General features: G+C 67.2%; 14 protein-coding genes. 8 read left to right on the top strand and 6 right to left on the bottom strand.

Annotated features, from left to right (window positions below; all coding sequences use genetic code 11):
* Position 1 precedes the first annotated feature (1 nt).
* The 4 genes from C7I84_RS10300 to C7I84_RS10285 all read right to left on the bottom strand — a co-directional run bounded on the left by C7I84_RS10300 (position 2) and on the right by C7I84_RS10285 (position 3,489).
* Positions 2-1,804, bottom strand: a complete 1,803-nt coding sequence (locus C7I84_RS10300; protein WP_106772088.1) for an adenine deaminase — start codon at positions 1,802-1,804, stop codon at positions 2-4.
* A gap of 61 nt (positions 1,805-1,865) precedes the next feature.
* Positions 1,866-2,498 carry a glutathione S-transferase family protein gene (locus C7I84_RS10295; protein ID WP_106772087.1) on the bottom strand — a complete coding sequence of 211 codons (633 nt, stop codon included), beginning with the start codon at positions 2,496-2,498 and terminating at the stop codon, positions 1,866-1,868.
* Positions 2,498-3,217, bottom strand: coding sequence for a Rieske (2Fe-2S) protein (locus C7I84_RS10290; RefSeq protein ID WP_106772086.1), 720 nt, complete (start codon positions 3,215-3,217; stop codon positions 2,498-2,500). Before C7I84_RS10290 ends, C7I84_RS10295 begins: the two co-directional genes overlap by 1 nt.
* The gene (locus C7I84_RS10285; protein ID WP_245428376.1) at positions 3,214-3,489 is read right to left on the bottom strand and encodes a hypothetical protein; all 276 of its coding nucleotides are present in this window, start codon (positions 3,487-3,489) and stop codon (positions 3,214-3,216) included. Before C7I84_RS10285 ends, C7I84_RS10290 begins: the two co-directional genes overlap by 4 nt.
* 258 nt (positions 3,490-3,747) lie before the next feature.
* Here C7I84_RS10285 and add point away from each other — a divergent pair, with 258 nt between their 5' ends.
* The 7 genes from add to C7I84_RS10250 all read left to right on the top strand — a co-directional run bounded on the left by add (position 3,748) and on the right by C7I84_RS10250 (position 10,490).
* On the top strand, positions 3,748-4,788 hold the full coding sequence (add, locus tag C7I84_RS10280; RefSeq protein WP_165816041.1) for an adenosine deaminase: 1,041 nt from the start codon (positions 3,748-3,750) through the stop codon (positions 4,786-4,788).
* Positions 4,789-4,814: 26 nt separating this feature from the next.
* Positions 4,815-5,930, top strand: a complete 1,116-nt coding sequence (locus tag C7I84_RS10275; RefSeq protein WP_106772084.1) for a BMP family ABC transporter substrate-binding protein — start codon at positions 4,815-4,817, stop codon at positions 5,928-5,930.
* Between the two features lie 23 nt (positions 5,931-5,953).
* Entirely contained in the window at positions 5,954-7,546 is a 1,593-nt protein-coding gene (locus C7I84_RS10270) for an ABC transporter ATP-binding protein (protein WP_245428375.1), read from the top strand.
* Positions 7,547-7,548: 2 nt separating this feature from the next.
* Complete coding sequence (locus C7I84_RS10265) at positions 7,549-8,601, top strand: ABC transporter permease (RefSeq protein ID WP_106772083.1); 1,053 nt, start codon at positions 7,549-7,551, stop codon at positions 8,599-8,601.
* Positions 8,602-8,608: 7 nt separating this feature from the next.
* The gene (locus C7I84_RS10260) at positions 8,609-9,544 is read left to right on the top strand and encodes an ABC transporter permease (RefSeq protein ID WP_106772082.1); all 936 of its coding nucleotides are present in this window, start codon (positions 8,609-8,611) and stop codon (positions 9,542-9,544) included.
* 112 nt (positions 9,545-9,656) lie between these two features.
* Positions 9,657-10,058 (top strand): DoxX family protein, encoded by a 402-nt coding sequence (locus C7I84_RS10255; protein WP_106772081.1) that lies wholly within the window; start codon positions 9,657-9,659, stop codon positions 10,056-10,058.
* A gap of 192 nt (positions 10,059-10,250) precedes the next feature.
* Complete coding sequence (locus C7I84_RS10250; RefSeq protein ID WP_133170082.1) at positions 10,251-10,490, top strand: hypothetical protein; 240 nt, start codon at positions 10,251-10,253, stop codon at positions 10,488-10,490.
* Between the two features lie 43 nt (positions 10,491-10,533).
* Here C7I84_RS10250 and ppx read toward each other — a convergent pair whose 3' ends face one another.
* Together ppx and C7I84_RS10240 are read right to left on the bottom strand one after the other, a co-directional pair.
* Positions 10,534-12,048, bottom strand: a complete 1,515-nt coding sequence (gene ppx / locus C7I84_RS10245) for an exopolyphosphatase (protein ID WP_106772079.1) — start codon at positions 12,046-12,048, stop codon at positions 10,534-10,536.
* Complete coding sequence (locus C7I84_RS10240; protein ID WP_106772078.1) at positions 12,048-14,270, bottom strand: RNA degradosome polyphosphate kinase; 2,223 nt, start codon at positions 14,268-14,270, stop codon at positions 12,048-12,050. The genes ppx and C7I84_RS10240 overlap by 1 nt, the downstream gene beginning before the upstream one ends.
* Positions 14,271-14,420: 150 nt before the next feature.
* Here C7I84_RS10240 and C7I84_RS10235 point away from each other — a divergent pair, with 150 nt between their 5' ends.
* Complete coding sequence (locus tag C7I84_RS10235; protein WP_106772077.1) at positions 14,421-14,669, top strand: zinc-finger domain-containing protein; 249 nt, start codon at positions 14,421-14,423, stop codon at positions 14,667-14,669.
* Positions 14,670-14,677: the final 8 nt, after the last annotated feature.

Below are 14,677 nucleotides of genomic sequence, written 5' to 3'. Positions count from 1 at the left end.
CTCAGGCCGCCTCGAACAGCGGCACGATCTCCATTTCCGGCACCAGCACCAGGCCCTTGTCGGTGATGCGTATCTCCGGGATGACCGAGAGCGGGATGAGGTTGAAGCCCATATAGGGGATGGAGCAGCCGGCGGCTTCCCATTCCCGCTTCAGCGCCTTCACCTCTTCGGCGACTTCGGTCACGCGCTTGTCGGACAGCAGCCCGGCGATCGGCAGCTCGACCATCGCCCTCACCTTGCCATCCACCACCACGCAGACGCCGCCCTGCTTGTCCTCGATAGCGCGCAGCGCCACCTGCATGTCGCTCTCGTCGACGCCGGCGATGATGATGTTGTGGCTGTCATGGCCGACGGAGGAGGCGACGGCGCCGTGCTTCAGCGTGAAATTGCTGAGCAGGCCGTGCGCCACGTTGCCGGCCGACTTGCCATGCCGCTCCACCACCGTGACGAAGCATAGGCCATGGCGGTCGAAATGGCTCCGCCAGTCGTTGGCCGGCTCCAGCGTAATCGTCTCGTGGCCGAGCGTGATGCCGGGCAGCTCCGTGCGGATGGCATGCGCCACTACCGTCCCGGCGGGAAGCTCGGGGGTCAGCCGGATCTGCTTCGGCAGCTTCACCGTATGGTAGGCCGCCTCCGGATAGCGGTAGCGGGAGGACAAGGCCTGGTCGAGCAGCGGCGTGATTTTGCGGTCCTCGACCACCAGCTCGCCGCCATACCAGGTGCTGACCGGCTTGAAGGCATCGTCGAGCAGCACCAGGTCGGCGCGCCGGGCGCCGCCCAACCCGCCGATCTCGCCGTCCATGCCGAAGCGGGTGGCGCCGTGCAGCGAGCCCATCGCCCATGCCTGCTCCGGCGTCATGCCGGCCTTGATTGCCTCGCGCACCACCCAGTCGAGGCCGAACAATAAGAGGTCGTCGGCGTCGCGGTCGTCGGTGCAGACCGCGATGCGCTTGTGCGAGGCGCCGAGCTCGGTGATGGTCCTGATCGCCTGCGGCAGGCTGTGCCACGGCGTTGTCGGCGGGCCGCCGCGCAGGAACAGCCAGATGCCGGCCTCCAGCATGTCGTCGGCGATCTCGCGGTCGATCGCCTCATGGGTGTCGGTCACGCCCGACGCCGCATAGGCCGAAACGAACTCGCGCCCGTAGACATGGCCGGAGACGGGCCGGCCGCGCCGGAGCGCCGCCGCCAGGATGGCATGGCTGCGCTCGTCGCCCGTGGCGACCTGGACGAAATCCATCTTTTCGCCCAGCGCCACCGCTTCCGGCCATTTGTCGAACAGCGCCCCGATCTTTTCCGCCGTCAGGTCGCCGCCCGCCGTTTCCAGTAGCGCGGAGGTCGCAGGCACCGTGCTGGGCACGGTGAGGAAGATCGACAAAGGCGCCTGGCGGGCGTCCTCAAGCATTGCCTCGACGCCGGCCACGTCCATCACATTGCCGATCTCGTGGCTGTCGCAGAAGATCGTCGTGGTGCCGTTGAGCAGCGCCGCTTCTGCATAGGCGCAGGCGGTCACCATCGAGGATTCGATGTGGATATGCGGGTCGACGAGGCCGGGCGCGACGATGCCGCCTTTGGCGTCGTAGATCTTGGCGCCGCCACCCTTGTACGTGCCGGCCGACTTCACCGCGGCGATGCGGCCGCCCGACAGCCAGATTTCCCGGCCGTCGAGGATGCGTTCCGAATAGGTCGACAGCACCCGCGCGCCGGCGATGACCAAGTCGGGATCGGACCGTCCCGAGGCGACGTCGGCCAGTTTTCGCGTCATGGCCGACAGCGGTTGGACGGAGAAGCGGGTCAGCGGGCTCATGCGTGTTCCTTGGTTGCGATCGACGCGACGGGCGGGGGAGTCCGCCTGGGATGATTCCGTGTCAATGATAGTCCGGAATGCCAGGCATCGTCATAAAGCCCGGCACGGCGCGGAAGCGTCGAGCCCAGCGGCGCAGCGCCGGATATTCATCGTGGTCGACGCCGTAGTCGCGGCTAAGTGCGAAGGCCGGAAACAGCGCGATGTCGGCGATGGTCGCGTGGCCGGCGGCGAACCAGTCCGCACCATCGAAGCCGCGGGCGGTCATGTGGTCATCCATGATGCGCAACGCCTTCGCCGCCGACGCGCGCGGCGCCTCCTCGTCGCCGGGCGTGTCGAACAGCGCACTGCTGCGCGCGCGGACCGTCACCGAGAGGGAGGCGGCGGAAAACACCAGCCACTGCATCACGCCGGCAAACTCGCCGCCGCCGGCCGGCAGCCAGCGGCCGGATGGATCGCGGCTGCGAGCCAGGTGCGCAAGGATGGTTTCGGCGCCGTGGAGGACGAGGCCGCCGTCCTTGAGGATCGGCAGGCTGCCGAGCGGGTTCATCGCCAGATAGAGCGGCGAGACCTGCTCGCTGCCGGGAAAGGCATCGACCGCGACCGTCTGCCATTCGAGACCCAGCATGGAGAGCGCCAGCCGGACCTTGTAGCAGCATTCGTCCAGCTCGTAGTTGTGGAAGACAATCCCCGCCATCACACGGCCTCCGTCGACAGGACGGCGTCGGCTGCCGGCGCCGATTCGAGGCGGTGCCGCAGCGCCGCCGTCCAGGCGAGAAAATGTTTCTGGCCTTCCCCCGAATAGGTTTCGGCCGGGCCGGCGATCACGATGTGCAGGGCGGTGCGCTCGTCGGAAAGCCGTTGCAGGCCGAGCAGCAGCGTGTCCGGTCCGATGTCCAGTCGGTGGAGGTTGGCGCCCACGGGCTCGAGCCCGGCTGGACCGGCATCGCCGCCGAACGGGCGTGGCGGAAAACCTTCGACCACCTGCAGCACTGTTTCTGCAGAGGCTGCCAGATAGAGGCTACGCACCGGCACGACCTCGCCCGGATCGGCCGGGGCCGTTGCCGGCTCCGGATCCCTGCTCGCCCAGATCATGCCGGCCGCCTCGACCGTCCGGTAGGCCGGCACGGTGATCGTCTTCGGCACTTCGAGGTCGGGATGGGCGGGGATGTAGCGGCAGCGGCCGGCCGCGTCGTACTGCCAGCCGTGATAGAGGCAGGCGATATGGTCGCCGCGCACGAAACCGAAGCTGAGCTTCATGCCGCGATGCGGGCAGCGGTCCTCCCACACATGGGCGGCGCCGCTGCCGTCGCGCCACACCACGAACTCGCCTCCGCCGATATGGGTGCCGGCCGAGCTCGCGGGCTCGATCGAGGTCGATAGCGCCACCGGATGCCAACCGCCGGTCATGGTCATCGTTCCTGGTCTCCTCCGGACGTTCGGTGAGTTGCAGTCCGCTCGCAGTCGAGCACGAGGCTGTCGAGCGGGCCGAGGCTGCACGCCATCTCGAACGCGTCGATCAGGTCCGGCTGGCCGGACACGTCGACGGTGAAGCGGCCGCTGCCGGCGCCGTGGACCGCGAGCTCCAGCTCGAGCCTGGCGGCGCGCTGGCGAACGAAGGCGGCGAAGCCGGGCTGCGCCAGCCGTCCGACGAAAGAAAGCCGTGTCGTTTCGGTCACTGCGGCCATTGCTGCCGATCCGGTCGCATCGCCTGCCTGGAATTCGAGCCGTCTGCCTGTTGATTAGGCAACTTGATTTCTTGTCTAATTAGGCATCATTTTTAGGCTTGTGCAAGCCCAAATTCCCTGACATGTGTTGCGTATAGAAGGACAAGACGGCCTTGAAAGAGCATGAATATCGAACATGCCGGCGGCCGGACACACAGGGGACGGGGGATGGCGCGCCGGCTGGCCCGGCGCTTCCTTCCGGCAATACGGGGTAGCATCATGTCTTTGGCGAGTTTCGTGCAGCGCATGCCGAAGGCGGAGCTGCACCTGCATCTTGAAGGTGCGGTTTCAGCCTCGACCTTTGCCGAACTGGCTGCCCGCAACGGGGTCGCCCTGCCGGCCGGCAAGCCGGTTGCGGAACTCTACAGCTACGGCAATCTGCAGGACTTCCTGAAGGTCTACGATCTCGTCTGCGCCTCGATCAGGACCGCGGACGATTTCTCGCGCGTCACCTTCGAGACGCTGGAGCGCTGTGCCCTCGGCGGCGCGCGCTATGTCGAGATGTTCTTCAGCCCGCATGCGCATCTTGCCCATGGCGTGGCCTACGCGACCATGCTGGACGGCATCCTCGACGGTTTTCGCCGCGCGAAGGAGCGCTACGGCCTCGTGGCGAAGCTGATACCGGCGCATGCCAAGCCGCTTGGCGTGGAAGGCGGCGAGCGCTTCCTGGACATGGTGCTGGCCGAGCGGCCGGCCGAGGTGATCGGCATCGGCTTCGACTATGACGAGCGCCCTAACCCGCCGCCGATGTTCGCTGGTATCGTCGAGCGGGCACGGGCTGCCGGCCTGAACGTCACCAACCATGCCGGCGAGGACGGCCCGGCGGACTATGTCCGCGACAGCGTCGACGTGCTCGGCCTCGGCCGCGTCGACCACGGCTACCACGTCGTCGACGATCCGGCCCTGGTCGAGCATTGCCGGGAACGCAACATCGTCTTCACCTGCTGCCCGACCACCACGCTGACGACCACCGTCTGGCGCAACCTCGCCGCGCCCGACCATGCGATCCGCCGGATGATCGAGGCCGGGCTCAACGTCACCATCCACACCGACGACCCTGCGATGTTCGGCACGACGCTCGATCGGGAGTATGCGCTGGTTGCGGAAAACTTCGGCCTTTCCCCCCAGGCTCTCAAGACGATCGCGCTCGCCGGCCTCCAGGCCGCTTGGCTCGATGACGGCGTCAAGCAGGCATGGATTGCCGACTGGTCGGCCGAAATCGACCGCCTCATCGACACCGAACTTCCTCTCCCGAGCTGAACCGACACCGAACAAAGGACCGAAGCATGATCGATCTGCGCAATCTCTCCCGCCGAGGTTTCCTCAACATGGGCGCCGCCGCCGGCGCCTCGCTGCTCCTGCCGAAATCCGGCCTGGTCACGCCGGCGCGTGCGCAGACCCCGCTCGCGGCCGTCGCCGAGGAGGATGCCGTCATCGCCTTCGGCCACACCGGCCCGGTCACCGACGAAGGCTGGACCTGGAGCCACGACCAGGGCATGAAGGCCGTGCAGGCGGCCTTCCCCAAGCTGAAGACGCTGTTCGTCGAGAGCATCCCCTATTCGGCCGATGCCACCCGCACCTTCCGCCAGTTCATCTCGGAAGGCGCCAACATGGTGTTCGCCACCTCGAACTACGGCGACTTCCTCTACGACGTCGCCAAGCGTTCGCCCGACGTCGCCTTCTTCGAATGCGACGGCCGCAGCCCGCTCGACAATCTCGGCACCTACTATGTCGCCCATTGGTACCCGTCCTATGTGACCGGCGTTGCCGCCGGTCTGATGAGCAAGAGCGGCAAGCTCGGCTATGTCGCCTCCTTCCCGGTCCCGTCGGTCTATTCCGGCACCAACGCCTTCCTGATGGGCGCGCGTTCGGTCAATCCGAACGCCACCCTGCAGACGATCGTCATCAACTCCTGGTTCGATCCGCAGGCAGCCACCCAGGCCGGCACGGCGCTGATCGACAATGGCGCGGACCTGCTGTTCGGCATCATGGACGAGGCCGGCTACCTGCAGGTCGCCGAGCAGCGCGGCGCCAAGGCGGTGATGTGGAACACCGACATCCGCCGTTACGGGCCGAAGGCTTACGTCAGCTCCATCATCGTCGACTTCAAGGAGTTCTACGTGAACCAGGTGCGCCAGCGACTGGAGGGCAAGTGGGTGCCGAGCGGCAACATCCTGCCGATGACCGGCGGCGTCGACCGCGACGCCTGGGGCGAGAGCGTGCCGGAGGAGGTGCGCAAGCAGGCCGACGCGGCGCGCGACAAGATCCTCGGCGGCTGGAGCCCGTTCGCCGGCGAGATCAAGGACGCCAAGGGCGCGGTCCGCGTCGCCGCCGGCCAGACCATGACCGAGGAAGAGCTCTACAATTGGGATTGGTCTATCGAGGGCGTGAGCGGCCTCTGATCCATCCCCGCAGGCCCGAACCCATGGATGCGATGCCCGACAACGCCCCGGCGCAGCTTGCCCCAGGTACGCCGCCGCTGGTGCTGCTGAAGGGTATCGCCAAGTATTTCCCCGGCGTCGTCGCCAACCAGGACGTCGACCTCGACGTGATGCCGGGGGAAATCCACGCGCTGCTCGGCGAGAACGGCGCCGGCAAGTCGACGCTGATGAACATTTTGACCGGCATCTACCAGCCCGATGCCGGCGAGATCATCGTCGACGGGTATGCAAAACACTTCGCCTCGCCGGTCGACGCCATCGCCGCCGGCATCGGCATGGTCCACCAGCATTTCAAGCTGGTGAAGGCCTTCACGGTGGCCGAGAACATCCATCTCGGCTGGTCGCAGACGCCGAAGCGGATCAGCGCCGCCGCGCTCGAGGCGCGCACGGCCGATCTTGCCGCCTCGTTGAACCTCGCAGTGCGGCCGGGCGCGCGCGTCAGCGATCTGTCGACCGGCGAGCAGCAGCGGGTCGAGATCCTGCGCGTGCTTGCCCGCAACGCCCGCGTGCTCATCCTCGACGAGCCGACCGCCGTGCTCACCCCGGCCGAGGCGCGCGAGCTGTTCAGGGCGCTGAAGCAGTTCGTCGCGCGCGGCAACGCTGTCATCTTCATCAGCCACAAGCTCGACGAGGTGCTGGAGATCTCGGACCGGGTGACGGTGCTTCGCGGCGGCCGCAAGGTCACCACCGAGAAGACGGCCGACTGCAGCGAGACCATGCTGGCGAGGCTGATGGTCGGCCGTGAGATCGTGCTGAGCGACCTGCGTGCCCGCTCCTCCGGCGCTGCGAAGATCTCGGCCGAGCCGGTGATGAGCCTGCGCGGGGTCTCAGCGCGCGACGATCTCGGCCACACCGCGCTCGATCGGGTGAACCTCGACATCTATGCAGGCGAGATTCTCGGCATCGCCGGAGTGGCCGGCAACGGCCAGAAGGAGCTGAGTCAGGTGCTGACCGGCATGCGGCCGGCGACTTCCGGAAAGATCATCGTAGACGGTCATGACTTCTCGGCGGCCGATGCGGCCGCCTTTGCCGGCTTCGGCGTCGGCCACATCCCGGAGGACCGGCTGCACAGCGGCCTGGCACCGGCTCTTTCGGTCACCGACAACGCGGTCATCCGCGAATACGGCAAGGCGCCCGTTTCGGCCGGCTTCCTCTATCGGCCGCGCGAGGCGGCGGCGCTCGCCCGCTCGATCGCCGAGGCGGCATCCGTCACGGTCCCGGACTTCGGCATGCCGGTGCGCAACCTCTCCGGCGGCAACCAGCAGCGCCTGGTCGCCCGCCGGGAGATGCGCATCGCCTCGAAGGTGCTCATCGCCGCCTATCCGAGCCGCGGCCTCGACGTCGGCGCCATCAACACCATGATGCGCTACCTGGTCGAGCTTCGCGATGCCGGCGTCGCCGTTCTGGTGATTTCCGAGGAACTCGAGGAACTGCTCAACCTCTCCGACCGCATCGCCGTGCTGTTCCACGGCGCGATCATGGGCGTCGTCGACACGGCGGCGTCCGACATCGAGGAGATCGGGCTGATGATGGGCGGCCAGCGCAAGGCGCCGACCCCTCAGCCCGCGGGACTGTGATCATGGCCATCCGCATCCAGCGCATTCCCTCCGCCCCGCCCGCCGCCGCGCTTGCGGCGCGAGCCGTCGCCATCGTGCTCGCGCTGCTCGTCGCCGGGCTGGTGCTGGCGGCAAGCGGCGCCGATCCGCTCAGGCTTGCCTCGCAGGTGCTGGGCGCTACCTTCGGGTCCAGCTTCGGCCTGGAGGATGTCGGCCTTCTCGTCACGCCGCTGATCCTCACCGGCCTGTCGGTGGCGGTGGCGCTCAAGATCGGCGCCTGGAACATCGGTGCGGAGGGCCAGTTCTATGCCGGCGCCTTCGCCGCCACGGCGGTGGCGCTGTTCGTGCCCGGTCCGACCGTGCTCATGCTGCCGCTGATGTTCCTCGCCGGCGCCTTGGGCGGCCTTGTCTGGATCCTCGTCCCGACGCTGGCGCGCGCCTACGCCGATGTCAGCGAGCTGATCACCACGCTGCTGCTCAACTTCGTCGCCACGCTGATGGTCTACTACGTGTCGACCGGCCCGTGGCTCGACCCCAGCGGCCATGCGCTCGCCACGACCGCGCGGCTGCCGCACGACATCCCGGAATTCTGGGGCATCGTACATTGGGGCTTTCCGCTCGCCATCCTGCTCACGGTTCTCGTTGCCGCCGTCCTGAACTTCACCCGCTGGGGCTACGAGGTCCGCATCGCCGGCTCAAACCCGCAGGCCGCGCGTTATGCCGGCATGCCGTTCCGCCGCCGCCTGATCGTGGTGATGCTGCTGTCGGGCGCCATCGCCGGCGTGGCCGGGATGCTGGAGGTGGCCGGCACGGTGCACCGGCTGCAGGGCGGCATCTCAAACAACTTCGGCTATCTCGGCATCATGGTCGCCGTCCTGGCGCGCGGCTCGGCCCTCGGCGTGCTCGCGGGGGCGGCGCTGATGGCGGTGATCCTCAATTCGGGGATCATCCTGCAGACGCAGGGCATCACCGTGTCGACCGTGCTGGCGATCACAGGCCTGATCCTCTTCTTCACCGCCATCGGCGACGAGCTCGCCCATTACCGGGTCACCCGGACCAAACCCGTGGGGGCATGAGAGAGCCATGGATCTGATCGCAGGCCTTCTGCAGACCTCTATCCTCGCCGGCGGCGTCCTGGCGCTCGCTGCCCTTGGCGAGGTGCTGGCCGAGCGCGTCGGCGTCGTCAATCTCGGCGTCGAGGGGCTGATGGCGCTGGGGGCGATCACCGGCATCGCCACGGTGGTCGCGGTGCCGAGCCCGACGCTCGGCTTCCTGCTGGCGCTGCTCGTCGGGCTCCTCTTCGGCATGATCTTCGCGACGGCGACGGTCCATGTCCGCGCCAACCAGATCCTGTGCGGCCTGGCGCTCACGCTCATCGGCACCGGGCTAGCAGCCACCATCGGCAAGGCCTATTCCGGCATGCCGGCGCCGGCGACCTTCGCGCCCATCGCCATCCCCATTCTCAGCGACATTCCACTGGTCGGGCGAGCGCTGTTCACCCAGAACATCCTCGTCTACCTGATCTACATCGTCCTGCCGTTCGCGCTGCATCATTTGATGTTCCGCACCCGCCACGGGCTGGATCTCAGGGCGGTCGGCGAGAATCCGGCAGCCGCCGATGCCGCCGGCATCCCGGTGCAAAAGATCAGGTTCTGGTACGTGTCGGCCGGGGCCGCGCTGGCCGCCGGTTCCGGCGCCTACCTGACGCTCGCCTTCGTGCCGTCCTGGTCGGAGGGCGTGGTGGCGGGCCGGGGCTGGATCGCCGTGTCGCTGGTCATCTTCGCCGGATATCGCCCGCTCAACGCCGTGCTGGCGGCGCTGCTGTTCGGCCTGATCACCTCGCTCGGCTTCGTCGGCCAAGCGCGCAACTGGCCGATCGCCGCGCCCTTCCTGTCGATGCTGCCCTATCTCGGCACCATCGCGCTGATCATCGTGCCGGTGCTCGCCTGGCACAAGGTCAGGCGGCTGATGGCGGCGCCTGCCGCTCTTGGCGAGCCCTATTATCGCGACGTGCGGTGAGCGGCGTCAAAAGATGCATTAAGCGCGCGGGTATCCCGGCACGGGCATCGAAATTCGCTGTGACAGCCGCCGCGCAATGGCGCACACTCCCGCTCCCTGCCGGAGCCGTGCCATGCCTGTCGATGCCGCAGCCCTGATCGCCCGCTTCCTGCTCGCCTGCGTATTCCTGCCCAACGGCATCATGAAGCTCACGGACATCCCGGCAACCGCCGGCTATTTCGCGGGGCTCGGCCTGCCGGCGCCGCTGGCGCTCGCCTGGGCGGCGGGGCTGTTCGAGCTGATCGCCGGCCTGTGCGTGGTGGCGGGGTTGCAGACCCGCATCGCGGCAGTGTTGCTCGCCGCGTTCTGCCTCATCGCCGGAGCGCTCGGTCATGCCGGCCAGGACGGCGACGATCCGGCGCTGGCCTTCATGCACATGCAGGCGCTGCTCAAGGATATCGGCCTCGCCGGCGGCTTCCTGGCCCTCGCATTGGCCGGCCCCGGACGGTTCTCGATCGACGTGGCGTGGCCTTAGCCCCGCGCCGAGACGAACGACATTCAAGTCGCCCGGCCGGGAATTGGCAGCTATTTTCCTCTCGCCTGCATCGCTTTTTCATGGTGCCGATTTGGCAAACTACATAGAATGGACCGTCGCCCCGGTCTCCAGTGGCATACAGGGCGCTTGAAAGAGCAGATCATGCTTTCGCCGGCTGTGGGGAGGCATGGCATGACCGCCAATGGGATGGCGAATTCCGCCGAGTTGCGCATCCTGACGAAAGCCGTCGACGATTACTGCCGCGAGCACCGGGTCGCAGACGGTCCGGCGCGCGACCACATCGCATACCTGGTCATGCAGCTTTTCCGGCAAGGCGCGATCGATCCCCTGCAACTCGAGGAGGGTCTGGACGCGATCATCGAAGCCAACGCGACGGTATCCGCCCGCCCTCGGACACAACGCCCCTCATAGGCGGGCGACAGCCCGGCCGCCATTCCACCGCGAGACGCCCCCGCTACTCCCCGATCGCCAGTTCCAGCTTGCGGCCGGTCACGCGGGCAAGGTGACCGAGCCGTCCGGCGGGGCGTTCGCCGGCAAGGCCCGCCAGATCCTTCGGCACCACCAGGGCCAAGACGCCGTTCGCGCGGGCTTCCCATCTGAGCCGGGGGATGACGCCCGGCATCGATGCCGAAAGCAGGTAAACCACACGCATCATCGCGCCCAGCAGGCGCGCGCGCTCAAGGTAGCGCGGCGTCGCCAGTTTTGCGATCTCGGCGACTCCGGAATCCTGGAAGACGCCCTCGTGGCGGAAATAATTGGTCAGCGCCAGGAAAGCGCGGCCGGGATGGTCGACGCCGATGAAGGAGGCGTGCGCGATGATGTTGAGCGACTGGGTGCCGCGGTATTCGGGATGCGCACGCCAGCCGATGTCGGCCAGCAGGCACGCCGCGCGCCGGTAGCGCGTCTCCTCCTCGGTCTCGTCGAGGCCGAAGGCGGCGAAGGAGTAGCCCGTCCATTCCGCCAGTTCGCGCGCATGCGTGACCGAGCGGGCCCTGAGCAGCGCAAGTTCCTCCGAAGCCGAGATGAGCGGGTCGGCGCGCTGCTCCTGCGCCGACAGCAGCGAATAGAGAAAACCCTCGCGCACGCCGAGCGCCGAGACGACGATCTTCGATGGCTTCATCGCCGCGATGATCTCCAGCAGCACCGCCGCGCCATAAGGCAGCAGCGCCCGCCGGTTCTTCGAGACGCCCTCGATGCCCTTGATCTTCTCGACCTCGCCCCTGGCGACCTGGCGCAGGAAGGAAAGAGAGCTTTCGATGCCCATCTCGTAGTGGTGCATCACCGCCAGCGGATAGCTGGTGGCGTTCATGTGCAGCCGCGCCAGATTTCGCCAGGTGCCGCCGACCGCATAGAAGGCGCGTCCCTCCCCCGCCTTGAGCAGCTTCGCTCTGGCAAGCTCGTCGCGGGCGATCTTCGCGGCGGCGGCAAGCGAATTCTTCGCCATGTCCTGCAGCCTGAGGCCGCCAAGCGGCAGGGTGATGCCGTCGCCGATCCGATCGCCGTCGACATCGACCAGTTCCAGGCTGCCGCCGCCGAGATCGCCGGCGATTCCCTGGGCCGGATGGAAGCCGGAGACCACGCCGAGAGCCGAATAATGAGCCTCCTCGCGGCCGCTGAGCACGCGGATGCCGGTTCCGAGGATCTCCTCGGCCCGGTGGATGAAATCCGGGCCGTTGACGGCCTCGCGCGCCGCCGCCGTGGCGATCACATAGGGCTCACCCGCCCCTGCCTGTTCCGACAAGGCGCGGAAGCGGCGGAACTCATCGACGGCGCGGGTGACGCCCTCGGGATCGAGCTTGCCGGTGGAGACGATGCCGCGGCCGAGACCGGCCAGCATCTTCTCGTTGAAGAGCACCGTGGGCGAGCGGGCGATCCCCTCGTAGATGACGAGGCGGATCGAGTTCGACCCGATGTCGATGATGGAGACCGGACTGCGATCCTGCAGCCGACCTTGCGATTGCGACTGCATCAGGTGGCGGTCGCAGCCGCCTTCTTGCGACGACGGAACGGAGCGATCTGCTTGGGAGCGTGGCTCTTGAGCGCAACGCCGCGCCCGGACAGGCTGGGATTGGTCATGAAATATTCCTGGGCGTTGAACGGTTCCTCGCCCTCGTCCGGCGCGATCCGCCGCGAGGTGCCGTCAGGCAATACTTCAAAGCTCTGCTGGTTGTCCATGATGTTGCCGAGCATGATCTGGCCCAGCACCTGTTCATGCACAGTGGGATTGGTGATGGGCACCAGGGTCTCGACGCGGCGGTCGAGATTGCGCGGCATCATGTCGGCCGAGCTGATATAGAGGATGGCCTCGTCGTCCGGCAGGCCGTGGCCGTTGCCGAAGCAGAAGATGCGGCTGTGTTCGAGGAAACGGCCGACGATCGACTTCACCCGGATGTTGTCGGAGAGGCCCGGCACCTGCGGCCTGAGGCAGCAGATGCCGCGCACCACGAGGTCGATCTCGACGCCGTTGCGGCTCGCCTCGTAGAGCGCGTCGATGACCGTCGGATCGACGAGCGAATTCATCTTCATCCAGATGCGCGCCGGGCGCCCGCCGCGGGCGTGCTCGATCTCGTCGGCTATGTGCTTGAGGATGCGGCTGCGCAGCGTCAGCGGCGACATGGCGATCGCCATCTCCTCGGCAGGCTCGGCATAGCCGGTGATGTAGTTGAAGATGTGGGCGACGTCGCGGGCGATACGCGGGTCGGTCGTGAAGAACGACAGGTCGGTGTAGATGCGCGCGGTGATCGGATGGTAGTTGCCGGTGCCGAGATGCACGTAGTTGCGCAGCCGGCCGTCCTCGCGGCGCACCACCAGCGACATCTTGGCATGGGTCTTCAGCTCGAGGAAGCCGAATACCACCTGCACGCCAGCGCGCTCCAGGTCGCGGGCCCAGCGGATGTTGGCTTCCTCGTCGAAGCGCGCCTTGAGTTCGACCAACGCGGTGACCGACTTGCCGGCCTCGGCGGCATCCACCAGCGCGCGCACGATCGGGCTGTCGTTGGAGGTGCGGTAGAGCGTCTGCTTGATCGCGACGACGTCCGGATCGACGGCGGCCTGGCGCAGGAACTGCACCACCACGTCGAAGGACTCGTAGGGATGGTGGACGACGATGTCCTTCTCGCGGATCGCCGCGAAACAATCGCCGCGATGCTCGCGGATGCGCTCGGGAAAGCGCGGATTGTACGGCACGAACTTCAGGTCGTCGCGGGCGACGGCGACGATCTCGGAAATCTGGCCGAGCGCCAGCGGACCGTCGATGACGCTGATTCGGCTCGACGACACGCCGAGCTCGCCGGCGACGAAATCGCGCAGCTCCGCCGGCATGCGGCCGTCGAACTCGATGCGGATGACCGAGCCGCGCCGGCGCCGCTTCAGCGCCGTCTCGAACAGCCGCACCAGATCCTCCGATTCCTCCTCGACCTCGATGTCGCTGTCGCGGATGAGGCGGAAGGTGCCGGAGCCTTGCAGCTCGTAGCCCGGAAACAGCCGGCCGATGAAGATGCCGACCGCCTCCTCGAGCGGGATGAAGCGCACCTTGGACTTGCCGTTGGCCGACTTGCCGTCCGGCAGCCGGATGTAGCGCTTCAGCGCCACCGGCAGCCTCAGCAGGGCGTTCATCTCCTCGCGATCCTTCAGATGCCTCAGGTGGAGAGCGATCGAGAAGCCGAGATTGGGAATGAACGGGAACGGATGCGCGGGGTCGATCGACAACGGCGTCATCACCGGAAAAATCTGCTCCTGGAAATGGTCCTCCAGCCAGGCCTGCTCCTCCCTGGTCAGCGCCTCGGCCGTCAGGGTCTCTATTCCCTCGGCCTTCAGCAGCACCATCAGCGCGGCGAGGCTGGTCTGCTGGTCCTCCTGCAGACGGCTGACCTCGAGCAGCAACTGCTCGAGCTGCTGCTCGGGCGTGCGCCCGTCCGGGCTGCGCAGCGTGATGCCCTCGCGCACCTGGCCGGCAAGGCCGGCGACGCGCACCATGAAGAACTCGTCGAGATTGGCGGCGGAGATCGACAGGAAGCGCACGCGCTCCAGCAGCGGATGATGATCGTTCTGCGATTCCTCCAGCACCCGGCGGTTGAACTGCAGCCACGAGAACTCGCGGTTGACGAAACGGTCGGGATTGCCCGCGGCCGCGTCGCCCGCCGGCACCTCGGCGGTCGCGAACTCGGTCTGCAATGGTCTCAGTTCGTTCATGGCGGCAAAACCCCGGCTATCGCCCGCACCTAACGCGGCAAGCCTACCTCCTGACAGGCGAATGTGACAGTTTGATTTCAGAAAGCGCAAGACGATTGGCGGACGGCATCGAGCCTGATAAGAGGCTGCCAGAACTTTCAGGAGACAGCGATGGCCGGCGGTTCCATTCCCCATTTCCAGAACGACGCGGGGCATGCGGCGATCGACATCGGCGTCAAGGAGTTCATGTGCGTGGGCGCCAATCCGCCCTTCGACCATCCGCATGTCTTCCTCGACATGGGCGTCGAGGACGAGAAGGTCTGCCCCTACTGCTCGACGCTCTTCCGCTACGACCCGGCGCTGAAGGCGACCGAGACGCGCCCCGACGGCTGCTTTTACCACCAGCGTTCGGCAGCCTGACCCACGGC

It is taken from the genome of Kumtagia ephedrae (assembly GCF_003012745.1).
Taxonomy (GTDB): domain Bacteria; phylum Pseudomonadota; class Alphaproteobacteria; order Rhizobiales; family Rhizobiaceae; genus Kumtagia; species Kumtagia ephedrae.
This window is presented reverse-complemented; position numbering and strand designations above follow the sequence as displayed.

Excerpts from the sequence above, each read along its gene's own strand:
- C7I84_RS10290 (WP_106772086.1), bottom strand. The coding sequence starts at position 3,217 with ATGACCATGACCGGCGGTTGGCATCCGGTGGCGCTATCGACCTCGATC.
- C7I84_RS10250 (WP_133170082.1), top strand. The coding sequence starts at position 10,251 with ATGACCGCCAATGGGATGGCGAATTCCGCCGAGTTGCGCATCCTGACG.
- C7I84_RS10285 (WP_245428376.1), bottom strand. The coding sequence starts at position 3,489 with ATGGCCGCAGTGACCGAAACGACACGGCTTTCTTTCGTCGGACGGCTG.
- C7I84_RS10300 (WP_106772088.1), bottom strand. The coding sequence starts at position 1,804 with ATGAGCCCGCTGACCCGCTTCTCCGTCCAACCGCTGTCGGCCATGACG.
- C7I84_RS10255 (WP_106772081.1), top strand. The coding sequence starts at position 9,657 with ATGCCTGTCGATGCCGCAGCCCTGATCGCCCGCTTCCTGCTCGCCTGC.
- C7I84_RS10275 (WP_106772084.1), top strand. The coding sequence starts at position 4,815 with ATGATCGATCTGCGCAATCTCTCCCGCCGAGGTTTCCTCAACATGGGC.
- C7I84_RS10260 (WP_106772082.1), top strand. The coding sequence starts at position 8,609 with ATGGATCTGATCGCAGGCCTTCTGCAGACCTCTATCCTCGCCGGCGGC.
- add (WP_165816041.1), top strand. The coding sequence starts at position 3,748 with ATGTCTTTGGCGAGTTTCGTGCAGCGCATGCCGAAGGCGGAGCTGCAC.
- C7I84_RS10295 (WP_106772087.1), bottom strand. The coding sequence starts at position 2,498 with ATGGCGGGGATTGTCTTCCACAACTACGAGCTGGACGAATGCTGCTAC.
- C7I84_RS10235 (WP_106772077.1), top strand. The coding sequence starts at position 14,421 with ATGGCCGGCGGTTCCATTCCCCATTTCCAGAACGACGCGGGGCATGCG.
- C7I84_RS10270 (WP_245428375.1), top strand. The coding sequence starts at position 5,954 with ATGGATGCGATGCCCGACAACGCCCCGGCGCAGCTTGCCCCAGGTACG.
- C7I84_RS10240 (WP_106772078.1), bottom strand. The coding sequence starts at position 14,270 with ATGAACGAACTGAGACCATTGCAGACCGAGTTCGCGACCGCCGAGGTG.
- C7I84_RS10265 (WP_106772083.1), top strand. The coding sequence starts at position 7,549 with ATGGCCATCCGCATCCAGCGCATTCCCTCCGCCCCGCCCGCCGCCGCG.
- ppx (WP_106772079.1), bottom strand. The coding sequence starts at position 12,048 with ATGCAGTCGCAATCGCAAGGTCGGCTGCAGGATCGCAGTCCGGTCTCC.